General features: G+C 69.2%; 14 protein-coding genes. 4 read left to right on the top strand and 10 right to left on the bottom strand.

The genetic code is table 11. The features are described 5' to 3' along the window. Positions 1–17: 17 nt before the first annotated feature. The 7 genes from ACZ63D_RS30810 to ACZ63D_RS30780 all read right to left on the bottom strand — a co-directional run bounded on the left by ACZ63D_RS30810 (position 18) and on the right by ACZ63D_RS30780 (position 8,202). Positions 18–1,694: an ABC transporter substrate-binding protein gene (locus ACZ63D_RS30810; RefSeq protein WP_465357872.1), complete on the bottom strand. Its 1,677-nt coding sequence runs from the start codon at positions 1,692–1,694 to the stop codon at positions 18–20. A gap of 425 nt (positions 1,695–2,119) precedes the next feature. Next, positions 2,120–2,596, bottom strand: a complete 477-nt coding sequence (locus ACZ63D_RS30805) for a uridine kinase family protein (protein ID WP_465357871.1) — start codon at positions 2,594–2,596, stop codon at positions 2,120–2,122. A 44-nt stretch (positions 2,597–2,640) separates the two neighbouring features. Next, on the bottom strand, positions 2,641–3,078 hold the full coding sequence (locus ACZ63D_RS30800; protein ID WP_465357870.1) for a DUF2304 domain-containing protein: 438 nt from the start codon (positions 3,076–3,078) through the stop codon (positions 2,641–2,643). A gap of 8 nt (positions 3,079–3,086) precedes the next feature. Next, positions 3,087–3,845, bottom strand: a complete 759-nt coding sequence (locus ACZ63D_RS30795; RefSeq protein ID WP_465357869.1) for a glycosyltransferase family 2 protein — start codon at positions 3,843–3,845, stop codon at positions 3,087–3,089. Between the two features lie 6 nt (positions 3,846–3,851). Further along, entirely contained in the window at positions 3,852–5,798 is a 1,947-nt protein-coding gene (locus ACZ63D_RS30790) for a DUF6541 family protein (protein ID WP_465357868.1), read from the bottom strand. Between the two features lie 83 nt (positions 5,799–5,881). Further along, positions 5,882–7,186, bottom strand: coding sequence for a hypothetical protein (locus ACZ63D_RS30785; RefSeq protein ID WP_465357867.1), 1,305 nt, complete (start codon positions 7,184–7,186; stop codon positions 5,882–5,884). Next, the gene (locus tag ACZ63D_RS30780; RefSeq protein WP_465357866.1) at positions 7,183–8,202 is read right to left on the bottom strand and encodes a glycosyltransferase family 2 protein; all 1,020 of its coding nucleotides are present in this window, start codon (positions 8,200–8,202) and stop codon (positions 7,183–7,185) included. Before ACZ63D_RS30780 ends, ACZ63D_RS30785 begins: the two co-directional genes overlap by 4 nt. Positions 8,203–8,313: 111 nt before the next feature. On the opposite strand from ACZ63D_RS30780, the gene ACZ63D_RS30775 reads away from it, so the two are divergent. Next, a complete protein-coding gene (locus tag ACZ63D_RS30775; RefSeq protein ID WP_465357865.1) occupies positions 8,314–9,411 on the top strand; it encodes a UDP-N-acetylglucosamine 2-epimerase in 1,098 nt (365 codons plus the stop codon). 146 nt (positions 9,412–9,557) lie between these two features. Here the strand turns inward: ACZ63D_RS30775 and recR are convergent, their stop codons facing one another. Together recR and ACZ63D_RS30765 are read right to left on the bottom strand one after the other, a co-directional pair. After that, on the bottom strand, positions 9,558–10,154 hold the full coding sequence (gene recR, locus ACZ63D_RS30770; RefSeq protein WP_037808499.1) for a recombination mediator RecR: 597 nt from the start codon (positions 10,152–10,154) through the stop codon (positions 9,558–9,560). A 3-nt stretch (positions 10,155–10,157) separates the two neighbouring features. Then, on the bottom strand, positions 10,158–10,514 hold the full coding sequence (locus ACZ63D_RS30765; protein ID WP_009084583.1) for a YbaB/EbfC family nucleoid-associated protein: 357 nt from the start codon (positions 10,512–10,514) through the stop codon (positions 10,158–10,160). A gap of 139 nt (positions 10,515–10,653) precedes the next feature. On the opposite strand from ACZ63D_RS30765, the gene ACZ63D_RS30760 reads away from it, so the two are divergent. Continuing rightward, positions 10,654–11,472 (top strand): N-acetylmuramoyl-L-alanine amidase, encoded by an 819-nt coding sequence (locus tag ACZ63D_RS30760; RefSeq protein ID WP_465358174.1) that lies wholly within the window; start codon positions 10,654–10,656, stop codon positions 11,470–11,472. Between the two features lie 105 nt (positions 11,473–11,577). Then, positions 11,578–14,688, top strand: coding sequence for a TIM-barrel domain-containing protein (locus ACZ63D_RS30755; RefSeq protein ID WP_465357864.1), 3,111 nt, complete (start codon positions 11,578–11,580; stop codon positions 14,686–14,688). 136 nt (positions 14,689–14,824) lie between these two features. Here the strand turns inward: ACZ63D_RS30755 and ACZ63D_RS30750 are convergent, their stop codons facing one another. Continuing rightward, a complete protein-coding gene (locus tag ACZ63D_RS30750) occupies positions 14,825–16,894 on the bottom strand; it encodes a DNA polymerase III subunit gamma and tau (RefSeq protein ID WP_465357863.1) in 2,070 nt (689 codons plus the stop codon). Between the two features lie 24 nt (positions 16,895–16,918). Between ACZ63D_RS30750 and ACZ63D_RS30745 the strand changes: the two genes are divergently transcribed. After that, positions 16,919–17,791, top strand: coding sequence for a spermidine synthase (locus ACZ63D_RS30745; RefSeq protein WP_465357862.1), 873 nt, complete (start codon positions 16,919–16,921; stop codon positions 17,789–17,791).

The raw sequence follows: 17,791 nt of genomic DNA, 5'->3' as shown, positions 1-17,791 counted from the left end.
CTGCTCAGTGGAGCACGTCAGCCGATCGTGACGTTGTAGAAGCGTTCGTCGGTAAGCGGGCTGGCCACCACGCCCTTGATCTTCGGGCCGACCACGATCGCCGGCGTCGGGTAAGCGATCGGGACGGCGGGCAGGTAGTCCATGATCTTCTTATTGGCTTCCTGGTACGCCTTGGTGTGCGCCTCGCCCGCCGGAGCGGCGTCCGCGGCGGCGAGCGCCTGGAACAGGGACTGCTCCTCCAAGCCGAATTCCGGCTTCGGGCGGCCGAAGAAGGTGCCGACGAAGTTGCCCGCGTCGTTGTAGTCACCGGTCCAGCCGAGCAGGTGGATGTCCTGCTTGCCGTTCTGCTGCACGTCGTCCTTGTACCCGCCGTTCCACGACTCGGCGACCGGCTGCACGGTGATGCCGATGGCCTTCAGGTCCTCGGAGATCGCGGTGTAGGTGTCGGCCGGGTTCGGCATGTAGGGCCGGGTGACCTCGGTCGGGTAGTAGAACTTCAGCGTCATGCCCTCGGCGCCGGCGTCCTTGAGCAGCTGCTTGGCCTTGGCCGGGTCGTACGGGTACTTGGCGACGTCGTCGGTGTAGCCGTCGATCGCCTTCGGCACGAACTCGGTCGCGACCTCGGAACCCTCGGCCAGCTTGGAGCGCACGAACTGCTCGCGGTTGATGCCGTAGGCCAGCGCCTTGCGGACCTCGGGCTTCTTGAGCAGCGGGTTGCCCTTCTGGTTGATGCCCAGGTAGAGCACGTTGAACGACGGGCGGATCAGCACCTGCTCGCCGTCGTTGCGCAGCAGCCCGTAGTCCGCGGGGGCCGGGAAGTCGTACCCGTTGATGTCGCCGGCCTTGAGCGCCTGCTTGCGGGCGTTCTCGTCCGGGATCACCTTGAACACGAGCTTGTCCAGCTTCGCCGGCTGCGGCATCGTGCTGGTGTCGTTGCGCACCAAGGTGATCTGGCCGTTGCCCTGGTCCCAGCCGTCGAACTTGAACGGGCCGGTGCCGGTCGGGTGCTTGTAGCCGTACTCCGGATACGTGATCGACGTGCCGGAGCCGGTGACCTTGTCCGAGTTGTACTTCTGCAGCGCGGTGGGGCTCTGCATCGCGAACGACGGCAGCGTGAACGCGGCCGGGAAGGCGCCCTTCGCGCGGTTCAGGTGCAGAACCGCGGTGTGGTCGTCCTTCGCCTCGCAGCTCTTGTAGACCGGATCGCCCTTGGTGGTGCCCTCGTTGTGCGCGAAGCCCTCGAAGACGTCGCCGTAGTAGATCATCTGGCTCTGGGCGGTAGCGCCCTTCATGTTGTACCAGCGATCGAAGTTGAAGCAGACCGCCTTGGCGTCGAACGCGGTGCCGTCGCTGAACTTCACGCCCTGCTTGAGGTCGAAGGTCCAGGTCTTGCCGCCGTCGCTCGGCGTCCACTTCGTGGCGAGCGAGGGCTCCAGCTCGGCCGAACCCTGCTTGTTCTGGATCAGGGTGTCGAACATCTGCCGGGTGATCCGGAACGTCTCGCCCTCGTCGTTGAAGATCGGGTCGAACATCTTCGGGTTGCCGGTGTTGCCGAAGACCATGGTGCCTCCGGACCCTCCGCCTCCGGCCTCGTCGCGCTTCGATTCCGCGCACGCGGACAGCGAGACCGCGAGCGCGCCCGCCAGCCCGATCAGAGCTGCCCGGCGTGTTCGGGTCAGCCGCAATTGCTGCATCTGGCACCCCTTGGGAATGTTCGGTGTATCGAAATGCACCGTCGGCGGTCAGTTCGGGAAGACCAGAGCGATCGGTGTGTTCGGTGACACTAGCGGCAACTGGGCCGCCGCTTAAGCACGTGAGGTTACGATCGCGCTACGTAAACCCCAAATAGACCGCAACACGTCAGCAAATGTGTGCGCTGCGTAGCGAAATTCGCCGGTTTGGTACGTTGAGTGGCGGTTTGCTCACCCGGATGGCCTAACCGGCGAGGTTGTCCGTTCCGGGCGCCGTGGATGTTCCGGAACCTCTCCGGAGTCGAGCCCGAGTTGCCCGGGAAGGGCAGCGAAACAGGCCGAATGTACTCGGAGTTTCCCCCGCTCGCGCATTCCGCAATAGCCGCTTTCGCCGCCGCCGAACCGATGTGAGCCGGGCTTCCGGTTGTTCAGACCAGCTGGTCCGCGGCCTCGCGGGTGCCGTCGACCGCGAACCAGCCGCGTTCGAACAACTGCCAGCGCCGCAGTTCGTCCCGCGCCGCCTCGCCGTCCCGGGCGACCGCCCTGGACAACCGTTCCGCCTCGGTGCCGCCCTCGATCCAGCACAGCCACGACAGCCGGGACCGCACCGCCTGGCGTCCGCTCGACACGCCTTCCAGCACCAGCACCTCGGGAACCTCCACGCGCACCAGCTCTCCGGGCCGCGGCGAGCCGGAGGTCCAGTCCATCCGGCGATACTCGCCTGCCCGGCCCCGCGCCAGCGGCCGCAGCACGCCGTCCTCCAGCCGCGGCCACCACGCGACGGGATCGTCCCAGGTGGCGAAGGCGTCCGTGCTGACCAGCGCGGCACGACAACCGAGAGCTTCGACCGTCTCGGCGGCGAGCGTGGACTTCCCGGCCCCGGACGGACCGTCGATGGCGAGCATCCGGACGCCGCCGAGCCGGGGCGGAGCGGCGAGGAGCGCGGAGATCAGCGAACGCGTGCCGGGCTCGCTTCGGGCAGGCCGTCCACGCTGTCGGGCGCGGACGTGCGCTTCTCCAGTTCAGCGATGCGTGCTTCGAGTTCGCGCTGGGTGTCTTCCAGTTCGCAGCGCAGCAACGCGGTCTCCTCGACCGCGGTCCGCACCTCTTCCTCCAAGTGCCCGACCTCGGTCGAAAGCTGCAGCGCCACCAGCGCGAGAACGACTCCGGCCAGGAAGAAGACGAAGTTCGACGGGGTCGCGACCCCGGTGAGATGCGCCAGGAACTCCGCGACCGGCGGGACCACCGCGAGCACCACGACGCCGAGGGCCACCACGAGCCAAATGCCAGCGTACTTCTCGCGCAGCTTGCGCCGCCGCATCATCTCGATGACAACGAGCAGCACCAGAGCCGCGATGACGATGCTCAGTACCTGCCAGCCAGCCATGGAGCCTCCTACGCCGCGTCGGACGAGTCAACGGACGGACGACGGCGAACCAGCGCGAGCAGCAAAGCGAGCCCCGCGCGGCCCAGGTACACCGCGGACTTCACCGGCGAATGGCTCGGCTTGCCGCCCGCGCGTTCGCGCATGACCACCGGGGTCTCCCGGATGGACAGGTTCGCCCGGATCGCCATCACCAGTGCCTCGACCGTGTCGCCGAGGTACTCGGCCGGGTAGTAGCCGGCGAACAGGCGGATCGCGCGCGGTCCCATCGCCTTGAACCCGGAGGTGACGTCGGTGAGCTTGCTGCCGGACAGCCGGCTGAACACCAGCGACAGCACCACCATCGCGTACTTGCGCGGCCCGACCGCGCGGTAGTCGCCCTTGCCGGCGAACCGGGAGCCGATCGCGATGTCGGCACCCTCGTCGAGCAGTTTCAGCAGGGCGCCGACCTCGTCCGGATCGTGCTGGCCGTCGGCGTCGACCTGGACGACGGCGTCGTAACCGCGCGCGGCGGCGTAGCGGAAACCGGTGCGCATCGCGCCGCCCACGCCGAGGTTCACCGACAGCCGGGCCACCCGGACGCCGCAGCCGCGGGCGAGTTCGGCGGTGCGGTCGGTCGAACCGTCGTCGACCACCAGGACGTCCGCCTCCGGCAGCGACCGCTTGACCTGGTCGAGCACCGGGGAAATGCTGTCTTGCTCATTGAGCGCGGGCATCACGATGAGCACGCGTCGAGTGCTCACGGATGTGCTGGACACGGCAGCCACCATAACCGCTCACTGACCGTTCGCTGTGGTAGGGCCGGTCACGCCGGACTGTCCCGCGATCGCGTAGATCGTCGCGCCCTCGTTGCGGAACACCACGCGGAACTTCGGCCCGGGCCGGACTCGCTCCACGCCGATGGACTCGACCGCGTTGTCCGCGGCCTTGCCCTTGCCCTGGATGAGATAGCGCACCCGAAGGTCGGTGAGGTCCGCGCGGACCTGCGGGTACTTGTCGACGTCGTTGACCCACGCGCTCAGGTAGGCGGCCTTGGTGTTCGCCTCGGCGCCGTAGAAAGTCCACTCGATCGGCTGAACCCCGGCCAGCGCGTACATCCACGCCGAACCGTCCGCCCTGTTGTTCATCACCCGCTCGCCCGGCACGGTGTGCTGGCCGAGCCAGGCGAAAGCGGCTTCCTCCGCCTTGGACACGGTGGGCCCGTCCTGGTAGGTGACGGCCAGCCGGCTCGCGTTGCGGCCGCTGTAACCGCCCTTGCTCAGACCGCCGCACACCACCACGAGCAGGACGACCGCGACCAACCCGAGCGTGGCCGGGGCGAGCTTGACCCGCGGCTGCGCCTTGCGCGCGAACCAGGCGGCTCCGGTGTGCGCGAACTCTCCGAACGCGACCGCGCCCGCCAACGGAACCAGCGCGGCGATCCGCCAGTGGTCGTTGTAGAAGAGGCTGGTCGCCGTCTGCATGATCGGCGAGTTGATGGACACCGTCAGCATGAAGAGGCCGCCGAACACGACATACGCGCCGACCAGCCACAGCATCCGCCGGTGCCGCACCAGCAAGACGATCCCGATGAACGCGGGCACGCCGATCCACCACTGCGGGAAGTCCGACATCGGCGAGAACGTGATCGTCTGGCCGAGGCCGCCGGCGAGCGTGGTCTCCGGCGCCCAGTACGCGCTCGTCACCCCGCCGGCGTTGTACAGCGAGGGCAGCACGAGCGGCACGCCGAGCGCGATCGCCAGTACGCCGGTCGCGATCAGCGAGGGCAGGCTGCGCCGCCATTCGATCTTCTCGAAACGGCAGAGAACGGCGAGCAGAATAAGCAGGAAATAAACAACGACCACGAACACGACACTGGTGTGCAGACCGCACAATCCAGCCACGCCAACACCGATCGCGACCGGGCCGGCGATGCCGTTCGGTTTCAGCAAATAACGGCCGAGCGCCAGCATCGCCGGAACCAATGCGACACCGGCGACGTAGGGCCACAATGGGCCGCGCCACAACGAGTCGTACGGGAAGGCGCTGAACCACGTGCTGACCGCGGCCGCCGCGGCGGCGCCGAGCGCGGGCATGCCCCAGACCCGGCACAGCGCGGCGATGCCGAACGGCACGGTGAAAATCACCGCCAGCGCGGCCAGGTTCAGCGTGGGCATCATGGTCAGCCCGCCCTTGCCGAAGACCAGCGCGAGCAAGGCGTGGTACGTGTCCGGGTAGAAGTAGTTGGCCTGGTTCGGCAAATTGGCGATAGTGCCCACAGTGGACGGCCGGGCGTCGCCGTGCTCGGCGATCCAGCGGACCAGGTTGCCGTGGAACGGCGCATCCCAGCCCTGGTTGACGCTGGTGATCCCGTTGGTGCCACGCAAGAAAGTGACCGCGCCCACGCCCAGCGCGACGACGACGCCCGCCGCCATGACGAGGTGGTCGCGCAGCGGCAGCTTCTCCAGGTCCTCGCCGGTCCAGTCCGGGTGCTTGCGCGCGCGCAGCCGCTGCACCGCGAACGCCAGCCCGAAGCCGACGACGCCGAGCACCAGCGTCCACAGCACGACGTTGAGCAGCGACCAGCGGATGCCGAGGCCGCCCAGCACCGGGACGCCGAGCGCGACGATCCCGAACGTCAGCAGCGGCGCGGCCGCGGCGAGCGTCCACCCGCGCAACCGGATGGCCGCTCCGAAGACGAGCCCGGGCACCCAGAATGCGAGCAGCACCAGAAGAACGTTCATCGAATTCGAATCCAAACCTGATCGGCTTTCGCCATCCGAGGCGCACCGGGAACCGGCGGCTCGGAACTCACACTACTGCGACGCTAAGAACACGCTTCACCCGTGTCGGAGGTTCCTTCCGCGGACGAATTAGCGAGTACGAATACCAGCACGAGGGCGAGCCCGGCCATCGGCGCGGCGGCGAGCGAAACGACCGCGCGCAGCACGGTGTCGCCCGGAACGGCGAGCAGCAGCACCGAGGCGGTGACCGCGACCACTGCCCAGGTGAGCAACACCCGGTTGGCCTGGGCGCGCGCCACCAGCACGGCGGTGAGCAACTGCATCGGCACCAGCAGCACCGAGGACCACACCAGCCCGGCGACCGCCCAGCCGTCCACGTGGTACTTGGGGCCGTTGACGAACTGCACCGCCCACGGGCCGATCAGCATGCCGACCAGCGCTCCGAGCGCGGCCAGCGCGAGCGCGGCGAAGGTGCCCAGCAGCAGCACCCGGCGCAACCGGTGCCTGCCGTCGGCGGTGGCGGAAAGCCGCACCACGAACGGCACGGCGAGCGACTGCACCGGCGCGACCAGCGTCAGCGGCAGCCGGGCGATGACCAGCGCGGCGAACACCGCGCCGAGCCGCTCCCGGTCGCCGCCGGGGGCGAGCAGGCCGACCAGCGCGGGGTATCCGGTGATGACAGTCGCGGTGAGAGCCGCTCCGAGCAGCAGCATGAGCATCCGGCGGCTGGTGACCCCCCAGCCGTCGCCGTCCGCGCGGACGTCCAGCAGCCGCCACGCCTGGCGGATGAACAGCAGCCAGGCGAACGATCCGGCCGCGACCGCCAGCGCCAGCGGCACCAGCCGGTAGGCGGTGGCGATCACCAGCAAGCCCAGCACCAGCGCGCGGACCGCGGGTTCGGCGACGATCAGCCCGGCGAAGTGCTTGACCTGGTGCTGGCCGATCAGCAGACCGCGGACGCCGAACTGGCAGGCGAACGCGACCCCGCCGGCCACCACCACCAGCGCGAGTTCCCAGCTGCCGTGGAACAGCCGTTCGTTGACCGGCGGAATGAGCAGCGCCAGCCCGAACGCCGCGGCGGCCGCCGCCGAGACGGCCACCGCGCGCAGCGCGCCGCGACCGGCTACGCCGCCGGTCAGCGCGGCCGTCGCGGACTGCCGGGAGAGCTCCTGCTCCAGCGGGGACAACGCACTGCCGAGGCCCATCAGGAGGCCCCAGAAGGTGAGGAAGGTCGCGTACTGGTCCGGGGGCAGCAGCCGCGCGCAGGCGACAGTGAGGACGTAGCCGAGAATGATCGCCGCGATCAGCGAACCGCCGAGCTTGCCCGCGGTGCGATGGGTGTCCCGGACGACGCCGTTGGCCGCCGCGCCGGTGTCCGCGACGCTCATCGGCGCCGCAGCCGGGCACGCAGGGCGAGATACAGGCCGCGGAACACGCCCGAGCCGAACCCGGCCGCGAACACCGGCAGCAAGGTGCCGACCGCACGCGCCTCGGCGGTGCTGGCCCCGCACTTCTTGACCACCGCGGCGGCCGCCGCCGACCCGGCGATCCCGAGCGCGGCAGCCGTTTTCGGCTTTTTCACCGCCAGCCCGGCTCCAGCCGCGCCGAGGCCGAGCGCGCCGAACAGCGCGGTGCGCGCCGGACCCGGCGAACCGAGGTAGGAATCCACGTACGTGGTGCCGCGGAAGAACGACTGCGCCCAGAACTTCTTGAGCGAATCGCGGCCGTGGTAAGTCCCGGCGAACTGCGGGGCCAGGTGAATGCGCGCGCGTTCGGCGATCCAGCGCAGCATGCGGGTGTCGTCGCTGGCCAGCCGGACGTCGTCGAACAGCGATTCGAACGCGGCGACGGAACCCTCGAGCAGATCGCGGCGCGCGCAGAAAAATCCGGTGCCCTTCGGGTACAGGTCGAATTCCTCGATGCCGAACGACGTCAGCTTCGGATTCGCGAAGTACTTGCGCCACGAGAATGCGACCAGCCCGGCCATGAAACCGGCGTACGGATTGTGCTCGGACGCGACGTTGATGTGGCCGTTCCAGGCCGCGCGTTCGGGGTGGCCGGTCAGCTGATCGCGCAGAAAAGCGAGGCTGCCGACGTCCACGAGCACGCGGCTGTCCAGCAGCAGCAGCCATTCGCCGGACGCCTTCGCCATCCCGGCCCGGCGGGCCTCGAACCGGCCGCTGTTGGCCTGAGTCAGCACGGTGATGCCGTGCTCGTCACGCAATTGGGTGAGCCGGGCGGGCGTGCCGTCGGTGCTTCCGTCGTCCACGACGAGGATTTCCACCGGCCACCGAGCCGCCTCGGCCGAGGCGATCAGCGCGCCGACGCTGCGATCGATCCAGTCCTGTTCGTTGTAGACCGGAATCACGACGCTGAGCGACGGGAGGGGCGGATTCGCACTCACCTCGGCGAGGCTACCCTGTACCGGGCGCGGCGGAGTGCGCAGCATCCTGGCCCGCGGCGTTGACCTGCTGTTTACCCGGCTGTGGCCGGCCAGGAGATTGGGTAATCCACGGTGATTTCCTTCATTGTCGGCACCACCGCGGAACTGATCAAGATCGCGCCGGTGTACCACCGGATCGCCGAGCGCGGCGTGACCCCGAAGCTCTGGTTCACCGCACAGCACGTGGACGAGGTCGCCGACGTCCTGTCCGATCTGCGGCTCCCGGAACCGGATCTGTGGTTCGTGCCGCGTGCGCAGGCGCGCAACCTCGAATCCCCGGCGCAGGTGCCGGGCTGGGCAGCGCAGGTTATGCGCACCGCGTGGAGCCGCCGCGCCGAACTGCGCGCCCAGCTGACCGCGGACGGCCGCCCCCCGCTGGTGCTGGTGCACGGCGACACGTTCACCACGCCGTACGGGGCGTTGATCGGCAAGAAGGTTTTGCAGGCCCGCGTCGGGCACATCGAGGCGGGTACGCGATCGGGCAGCATTCTGTCGCCGCTGCCGGAGGAATTGAACCGCAAAATCGCCGGGAAGCTCGTGGACATCCACTTCTCGCCGAGCGAGCGCGAGGTGCACAACCTGCGCCACGCCCGCGGCGTCGTGGTGAACACCGAAGCGAACACGGCGATCGACTCCATGCGCCAGGTCGTCGACCAGCCGCTGGACGTGCCGGGCCTGCCGGAGAAGTTCGGCCTGGCGACCCTGCACCGGTTCGAACTGGTGTCGCGCGCGGACAAATACCGCGAGGTGCTGGAAATCCTGCGCGAGCAGAGCCGCGAGATGCCGATCCTGTACATGGCCGGCGCGCCGGAGCGGGAGAAGATCCGGGCGCTGGGCCTGGACAATCTGTTCGACGACAAGTTCATCGCGCAGCCGAAGATGCGGTACTTGAAGTTCCTGCCGCTGGTCGCGCGAGCCGAGTACGTGGTTACCGACTCCGGCGGCCTGCAGGAGGAATGCGGGTACCTGGGCCTGCCGTGCGCGGTCCACCGGGCGCGCACCGAACGGCACGTGGGGATTGGCGAGAACGTCATCCTGACCGAAATGCGCGGGGACCGGCTGCGGGAATTCCTGGCCACCTACCAGAACCGGCGCGGGGAGTCCTGGATGGACAAGTACCACCCGTCGGACATCGTGGTGAACTCGTTGGCACAGCTGGGTTACTGCTGACTCAGCCACCGATCCCAACCTGCTCCAAACGCGGGATCGCGTCGGCGTCTGACGGAGCTGTGTGCACGGCCCCCGGGCCGGGTACGCAGCTCCGTCAGACGCCGACTTAAAGGCGATCCGCACGCGACGACGAAGTCGGCGCCAAATTACAGCGCGCGTCGTCCAGAAAGCGCGCGACCCAGGGTCAGCTCGTCCGCGAACTCCAAATCCCCGCCCATCGGCAACCCCGACGCCAGCCGGGTCACCGACAGCCCGGGGAAATCGCGCAGCATCCGCACCAGGTACGTCGCCGTCGCCTCGCCCTCGGTGTTCGGGTCCGTCGCGATGATGATCTCCCGGACGTCCGCCTCGCCGATGCGTTTCAGCAGCTCTCGCATCCGCAGCTGTTCCGGGCCGATGCCGGACAGCGGGTCCAGCGCGCCGCCCAGGACGTGGTAGCGGCCCTTGAACTCGCGGGTCCGTTCGACCGCCAGTACGTCCTTCGGTTCCTCGACCACGCAGATCACCGTGAGGTCGCGGCGTTCGTCGCGGCAGATCCGGCACGTCTCCTGCTCCGAGACGTTGCCGCAGATCTCGCAGAACTGCACGCCTTCCTTGACCTTGCCCAGCACGTCCTGCAGCCGCGCGATGTCCGCGGGGTCGGCGGCGAGCAGGTGGAACGCGATGCGCTGGGCACTCTTCGGACCGACGCCGGGCAAGCGGCCCAGTTCGTCGATCAGGTCTTGGACGACACCTTCGTACAATTCTCAGCCGCCGAAGCCGAGGCTGCCGAGGTCCGGCATGCCGCCGCCGAGGCCGCCCGCCAGCGGGCCCAGCTTCTGCTCGGTGAGCTTCTGCGCGCTCGCCGACGCGTCGCGCACCGCGGCGACCACCAGGTCGGCGAGGGTTTCGACGTCGTCCGGGTCGACCACCTTCGGGTCGATGACGAGGCTTTTCAGCTGGCTGTCGCCGGACACCGTCGCGGTGACCAGCCCGCCGCCCGCGGTGCCGGTGACCTCGGTGCTGGCGAGTTCCTCCTGGGCCTCCACCAGCTTCTGCTGCATCTGCTGGGCCTGCTGCATGATCTGCGACAGGTCGAAGCCGCCGCCGCCGGGTTGCACCATGATCGCACTCGGTCCTTCCGCGTTTGGGTGTTCTCCACCAGCCTAGCCGCGTACCCGGCGCGTCCGTCCTGGCGGCACGCGTGTGCTGTGGCACCGTGGTCGCGTGCGTGCGAAGACACTCCCGCTGCTGACCGGCCTGATGCTGCTCACAGCGTGTTCCGGCGGCGGCGAGACGCCTCGCCCACCGGCCGCCGCGCCGACGTCCTCGGCGGCCTCGAGCTCGGCTCCGACGCCATCCAGCCCGGCACCGCCGCCGTCCTCGTCTTCGGGCCCGCCTTCGACCTCGGCGGTGCCGCCGGTCAGGTCGGGCAAGGTCGTGGTCCTCGATCCCGGCCACAACGGCGGCAACGCCGCGCACCCCGGCGAGATCAACCGGAAGGTGCCCGCCGGGCGCGGGCAGACGAAGCCGTGCAACACGACCGGCACGTCGACCAACGCCGGGTACCCCGAGCACGCGTTCACCTTCGCGGTCGCGCAGGAGGTCGGGAACGCGTTGGCGGCCAAGGGAATCAAGGTCGTCTACACCCGGCAGAACGATTCCGGCGTCGGCCCGTGCGTCGACGAGCGCGCGCAGATCGGCAACGCCGCGAACGCCGACGCCGTGGTCTCGATCCACGCCGACGGCTCCACCTCGCCGTCCGCGCACGGCTTCCACGTCGCGTACTCGGCACCGCCGTTGAACGCCGCGCAGGGCGAACCGTCGCTGAAACTGGCCCGCACGATGCGCGACGGAATCCGCGACGACGGCTTCGCCACCTCCACTTACATCGGCTCGGCGGGTCTTTCGCCGCGGGATGATCTGGGCGGGCTCAACCTGTCGACCCGGCCAGCCGTGCTCGTCGAATGCGGCAACATGCGCAACGCCGACGAGGCCAGCCAGATGTCGTCCGCGGCGGGCCGGGCGCACTACGCGCAGGCGATCGCGAAGGCGATCGAGGCGTACCTGGCCGGCTCCTGACGCAGGGAGCCGAAAGGGCTACTGAGCGGACAGAACACCGGACACCGTCTTTTCCCTTGATCGGTCCCGACTTACCGTCGCTGGGAACCTGTCGAGGAGGCGCCGGTGGCAACTTCACTCCGAGGACGACTGGTACGGCTGATCGCCGTGACAGCCATGGCGGGCACTCTCGTGTCAACGGGAGTCGCCGAAGCCGCTCCCCAGGCGGTGACTGCCGGTAAAGCGCGATTCGAAGTCCTGTCGCCGACGCTCATCCGGACCGAGTACGCGGGCGACACCGACTTCGTCGACGCTGGCACATTCAACGCGGTCGGTCGCGGCAGCTTCCCTAAAACCCCTTACACCGCAACTAAACGCGACGGCTGGCTGACCATCCGGACCAGCGCCGTCCAGCTGCGCTACAAGCTTGACTCAGGCGCGTTTTCCGACGACAACCTCACCGTCCAGCTGCGCACCGGCGGACAAGACGTCACCGCGCGGCCGTGGGCGGGCAAGCTGACCCCAGCCTGCACCTTCGGCACGCTCTGTGAGGCCGAGCAACTGCAGCTCAACGGGCCAGGCACGGCCACCGACCACCGCGGCTACACCGGCGACGGTTTCGCGGCGGGCTTCACCAACCCCGGCGACAGCCTGGCCTTCCGGGTCACCGCACCCGGCGATCACCAGCTGGATCTTCGCTACGCCAACGGAACCGGCGGCGACGGACAGCACACGACCCGCACCCTCAGCGTCCTCGTAGACGGCACCGACGCACACACCGTCACCCTGCCAGCCACGGCTGACTGGGACACCTGGGCCATCGCGACCGTGCCGATCACCCTGTCCGCGGGACAGCATCAGGTAACCATCAAGCGGGGCACCACCGACTCGGGCAACGTCAACATCGACAGCCTCGCCGTGGTCAACGCCGGTGCTGAGTATCCACAGCCCGTGCCACCCGGGCCGACGCCGTGTTCCTTCGGAGTCCTCTGCGAAGCCGAGCAAGGCGCACTTTCCGGCGGGGCACGTCCGGCCAGCGACCACGACGGTCACTCCGGCAAGGCCTTCCTCGCGGGCATGGAACGACCCGGCGCGACGGACGCGCTGACGATCACCGGCGTCCCCACCGACGGCACCTACGACCTGCAGCTGCGCTACGCCGACGCGACCGCTGTTTCCGGCCAGACCCAGCCAACCTCGTTGACGCTCCAAGCCGGTGACACCTCCGCCAACCTGACCCTGCCGCCGACTAGCAGCTGGAATTCGTGGCTTACCAACGCCATTCCGGTGAAACTCAAGGCTGGCACCAACACCGTCACGCTCTCCTGCCCAGACGCGAACTGCCACGTCAACCTCGATACCGTCGCTGTCACCGCCGCGCATTCGGTATTGCTCGCCCCGCACGCGCCGCTCGGCGGTTACCGACGTGGCCTCGACGGCGTGGACGGCAGCGCGGTCTCCGCGCCCGGAATCCTTTACCAGGACGGCTGGTCGCTTCTCGACGACACCGCATCGGCGCTGTACGACCCGCGCACCAAGGTCGTCACCCAGCGACCCAGCAGCGAGAGTTACCAGGACGGCTACGTCTTCGCCTACGGCCAGGACTACGGCCGTGCGCTGCAGGAATTGGCCCAGCTGACCGGACCGTCGCTGCTGCTTCCCCGCTGGGCGTACGGCGTCTGGTATTCCGAGTACTACGACCGCACGGCCGCCGACTTCCAGCAGACGATCGTGCCCAAGTTCCGTTCCCAGGGCGTGCCGCTCGACATGCTCGTCGTCGACACAGACTTCAAATCGCCGGACCGGTGGAACGGCTGGGAAATCGACCCATCCCGCTTCCCGGACCCGAAGGCGTTCTTCAAATGGGCGCACGACCAAGGCCTGCACACGTCGTTGAACATCCACCCGAGCATCCGCGTCGACGACCCGCAATTCCCCGCCGCGCAAGCGACCGCGAAGGGCAAACTGCAACCCAGTTGCGGAAAAGACTGCTACGTCTTCGACTTCGGCGACCCGGATCAGTTGCGCGCCTACTTCGACCTGCACCGGCCGATGGAACAGCAAGGCAACGACGTCTGGTGGCTCGATTGGTGTTGTGACAGCTCGAAATCCAGCCTCGCCGGCGTCACTCCGGACGCGTGGATCAACCAGCAGTACGCACAACGCGGCGGCTTCGCGTTCTCCCGCGCGTACGGCTCGCTGCAAGCCGGTGGATACAGCTCGCCGACAGCGGTGCCGACCGGACCGTGGGCGGACAAGCGCACCACACTGCATTTCACCGGAGACACCATTTCCGATTGGGCCACACTGGCTTTCGAGGTCGGCTACACCCCCGGCGAATCCGCGGCGACCGGCTTGGCTTCGGTGAGCCACGACATCGGCGGCCACACCGGAGGGTTGCAGCAACCCGGCACCGAACCGGGGAGCACGAAACTGCCCGACGATCTGTACGCACGCTGGGTGCAACTGGGCACGTTCCAGCCGATCGACCGGCTGCACTCCAACCACAGCGACCGGCTGCCCTGGCAGTACGGGGCGGCCGCGGACGCGTCAGCGACGAAATTCCTTAACCTGCGCGAGAATCTCGTGCCGTACACGTACACACTCGCGCAGCAGGCAACGGCGACGGGAATGCCGATCGTGCGGCCGCTGTACCTGCAGTATCCGGACCAGCAGGAGGCGTACGCCCAGGCTGGCGATGAATACCTGTACGGCCCGGACGTCCTCGTGGCTCCGGCGACCAGCCCGGGTGCCACGGCGACCACGAGCGTCTGGTTCCCGCCGGGCAACGACTGGACGGATTACTTCACCGGCAAGACCTACCGAGGCGGCACCACCGCGCAGATCACCACGGGCTGGGACGCGATGCCGGTGTTCGTGCGGTCGGGCGGGATCATGGTTACCCGCAGCGGAAACGTGGCCGGTGACGCGCACGATCCGCTGACCGCCGCGACCGTCACGGTGGCTGGCGGCCACAACGGCGCGTTCACCCTCTACGAGGGGCCGTCCACGACTTCCTTGCGCTACACCGAAAATCCCCACGCGGCGACGCTCGCGATCGGTGCCTCGCAGCGCGCGTGGACGGTCCGATTCACCAACGCTGCCAAGCCGTCCGCGGTGTACGTGGACGGTCGGCGCAGTGGAAGCTGGACCTGGGACGCCGCGACCCGGACCGTGACCGTGCGAACGCCACCGACGCCGCATCCACTCAACGTCGTGAGTGTTCGTGCCGGTTAGAACCGGCATAGACACTCACGACGCCTGCTCAGCGGTAGCGGGTCCGCCGCAAACTTCGGTTCCGCGCCCGCTGTTGAGCCTTGTGTCTCGTGAGTGCTTACGCCGGTTCTAACCGGCGTAAGCACTCACGAGGCGGTCAGTCCAGCGGACGCGCGCCGAGGTGGTCCGACAGCAGTTTGCGCGCGATCTGCTCCGGGTCCTCCTCCGCGGGCGGCGGTGGAGGCGGCGGGACCGGGCTGGAGTCCTCGGAGTAGATGTCGTCATCCTCGTCCGTGGGCTCCGGCGGGAGCGGGATGTCCGGTTCGCTCGTGGTGACGCGCGGGCGGCTCGGTGCTTCCGCCGCGGGCTTCGGCGGGGCCGGAGGTGCTGCCGACGGGGCCTGCGCGGCCGCGGACGGACGCGTGAACGACCGCTCCGGAGCCGGGGCCGCCGGTTGCTGCCGGGGAGCCTGCCGCGCCGGGGCGGCGGCCGGGGCCGCGCCGTGCACGCAGCGGACCTGCCATTCGCCGCCGAGCACCTCGCTCAGCCCGGCCGCGATCTTGCTCGCGTTGCCCTGGTCGCTCAGCCGCCGGGCGAGCGGTTCGGACTTGTGCGTCAGAGTCACCGCCGAGCCGTCGACTTCGGCGACCGTCGCCTGCGTGAGCATGGCTTCGAGCGCGCGCCCGCCGGTGAACTTCCGCAGTGACGCCAGCAGTTGCGGCCACTTCTCGCGCACCTTGGCCGCGTCGATCCCGCCCGCGGCCGGGGCTTCCTCCGCGGCCGGAGCAGCGGGCGCTTCCGGAGCGGGAGCAGGCGCGGCAGCAGCGGGAGCAGGCGCGGCGGCAGCAGGCTCCGCCGGTTCCGCGGGAGCCGGACGGCTGACCTCCGGCCGTGCCGGACGCGCCGGTTCCTCCGCCACCGGACGAGCCGGTGCGGCGGGAGTTTCCTGAGCCGGACGCTGCGAAGGCCGCTGGAACGATCGCACCGGAGCCTCCGCCGTACCAGCGGAAGCAACCGGGGCAGGCGCGGCTCCGCCAGAAGCAGGAGCGGCGACCGGAGCGGGCGCGCCAGCCGGACGCCGCTCCAGCCGTTCGATCCGGGCCAGCAAGGCTTTTTCCGCCTCGGTGACCGACGGCAGCAGCATCCGCGCGCAAAGCAGTTCGAGCACGAGCCGCGGCGACGTCGCGCCGCGCATCTCGAGAAGTCCACTGTGGACAATGTCGGCGTAGCGGGACAGCGTGGCCGGGCCGAGCTTCTCGGCCTGCTCGGTCATCCGCTTGAGCTCGTCGTCCGGCGCGGCGACCAGACCGCGTTCGCCCGCTTCCGGAACGGCGCGCATCAGCAGCAGGTCGCGCAGCCGGTCGAGCAGATCGGTGGCGAAGCGGCGCGGGTCGTGTCCGGCGTCGGCGAGTTTCTCGACGGTACCGAACACCTCGGCCGGGTCGTCGTTCGCGAGCCCGTCGACCACCGCGTCGATCAGCGCGGTGTCCGTGACGCCCAGCAGCGACACCGCCCGCGGATACGTGACGCCCTCCGGACCGGCCCCGGCGAGCAGCTGGTCCAGCACCGACTGGGTATCGCGAGCCGAACCGCCGCCCGCGCGGATCACCAGCGGGTACACCGCCGGTTCGACCGTCGCGCCCTCGGCGGCGACGTTGCGTTCCAGCAGTTCCCGCATCGAGCTCGGCGGGATCAGCCGGAACGGATAGTGGTGCGTCCGCGAGCGGATGGTGGTGAGCACCTTGTCCGGCTCGGTGGTGGCGAAGATGAAGATGAGGTGCTCTGGCGGTTCTTCGACGATTTTCAGCAGGGCGTTGAAGCCCTGCGTGGTGACCATGTGCGCCTCGTCGATGATGAACACGCGGTAGCGCGATTCGGCGGGTGCGAAGAACGCCTTGTCCCGCAGTTCGCGGGCGTCGTCCACGCCGCCGTGGCTGGCCGCGTCGAGTTCGGTGACGTCGACGCTGCCGGGGCCTTCCGGCGCGAGCGCGCGGCACGAGTTGCATTCGCCGCACGGATCCGGGGTCGGGCCTTGGGCGCAGTTGAGCGAGCGCGCCATGATCCGCGCGCTCGACGTTTTGCCGCAGCCGCGCGGCCCGGAGAACAGGTACGCGTGGTTGATGCGCCCGGCGGCCAGCGCCGTGCGCAGCGGTTCGGTCACATGCTCCTGGCCGACGACCTCGGCGAAGGTCGCCGGACGGTACTTCCGGTACAGCGCGAGAGCCACGTGCCCGAGACTACAGTGAGCACGGTGAGCCCCTCCCGTTCCGGTCGCGGCCGTGCGCCGAGCGGCCCTCAGCCGGGCACTTACCCGGTGCGGTTCGGGACCGCCGAACTGCTGCGCGACGCCGATCGGCCGAACGCGTGGATGCTTTCGGTGGGCGGGGTGGCGCAGTCCTACGTCGATCTGGACGATCCGACGAACCTGGAGTTCGACTACGTGCGCCGGCTCGGCGACCTGGTCGACTTCCTGCCGCCCGGTCCGCTCGACGCGCTGCATGTCGGCGGTGCGGGCTGTTCCCTGCCGCGGTACGTCGCCGCGACGCGACCAGGTTCGCGGCAGCTGGTGTTCGACGCCGACGAGCCGCTGATCAACCTGGTCCGCGAACAGCTTGACCTGCGCAGCGTCCCGAAGCTGCGCGTGCGGATCGAGGACGGCCGCGCGGGCGTGCGCAGCAGGCACGACGCGTCGGCGGACTTGATCGTGATCGACGCCTTTGAACGCGCGACGCTGGCCGGTGGTTTGGCGACCGTCGAGTTCGTCACGGACGTGGCCCGCGTGCTGCGGCCGGGCGCGACGATGCTGGCGAATATCTCCGACGGCCCTGGCCTGCCGTTCGCCCGCCGGTTCCTGGCGACGCTGGCGGAGGTGTTTCCGCACGTCGTCCTGCTGGCCGAGCCCAGCGTGCTGCGCGGGCGACGGTTCGGCAATCTCGTGCTGGCCGCCTCGCGGCTCGAACTGCCGACGACTGAGCTGACCCGGCGTGCGGCCTCGTCGCCGTATCCGGCGCGGGTAGTGCATGGCGCTGAGCTGCGGCAGCTTCGAGGGAAGGCCGCACCGGTCTTTGACGCGGAGCCGCTGCCCTCGCCGACGCCGCCGGACGACGTGCTGGGGCTGTTCTAA

This window comes from Amycolatopsis sp. NPDC104775 (assembly GCF_055583325.1).
Note: the sequence above shows the minus strand (reverse complement) of the source record. Positions and strands in the feature narration are given on the sequence as shown.

Coding starts and splice junctions, on each gene's coding strand:
- ACZ63D_RS30810 (WP_465357872.1), bottom strand. CDS start 1,694: ATGCAGCAATTGCGGCTGACCCGAACACGCCGGGCAGCTCTGATCGGG.
- ACZ63D_RS30805 (WP_465357871.1), bottom strand. CDS start 2,596: ATGCTCGCCATCGACGGTCCGTCCGGGGCCGGGAAGTCCACGCTCGCC.
- ACZ63D_RS30800 (WP_465357870.1), bottom strand. CDS start 3,078: ATGGCTGGCTGGCAGGTACTGAGCATCGTCATCGCGGCTCTGGTGCTG.
- ACZ63D_RS30795 (WP_465357869.1), bottom strand. CDS start 3,845: ATGGTGGCTGCCGTGTCCAGCACATCCGTGAGCACTCGACGCGTGCTC.
- ACZ63D_RS30790 (WP_465357868.1), bottom strand. CDS start 5,798: ATGAACGTTCTTCTGGTGCTGCTCGCATTCTGGGTGCCCGGGCTCGTC.
- ACZ63D_RS30785 (WP_465357867.1), bottom strand. CDS start 7,186: ATGAGCGTCGCGGACACCGGCGCGGCGGCCAACGGCGTCGTCCGGGAC.
- ACZ63D_RS30765 (WP_009084583.1), bottom strand. CDS start 10,514: ATGGTGCAACCCGGCGGCGGCGGCTTCGACCTGTCGCAGATCATGCAG.
- ACZ63D_RS30760 (WP_465358174.1), top strand. CDS start 10,654: ATGCTGCTCACAGCGTGTTCCGGCGGCGGCGAGACGCCTCGCCCACCG.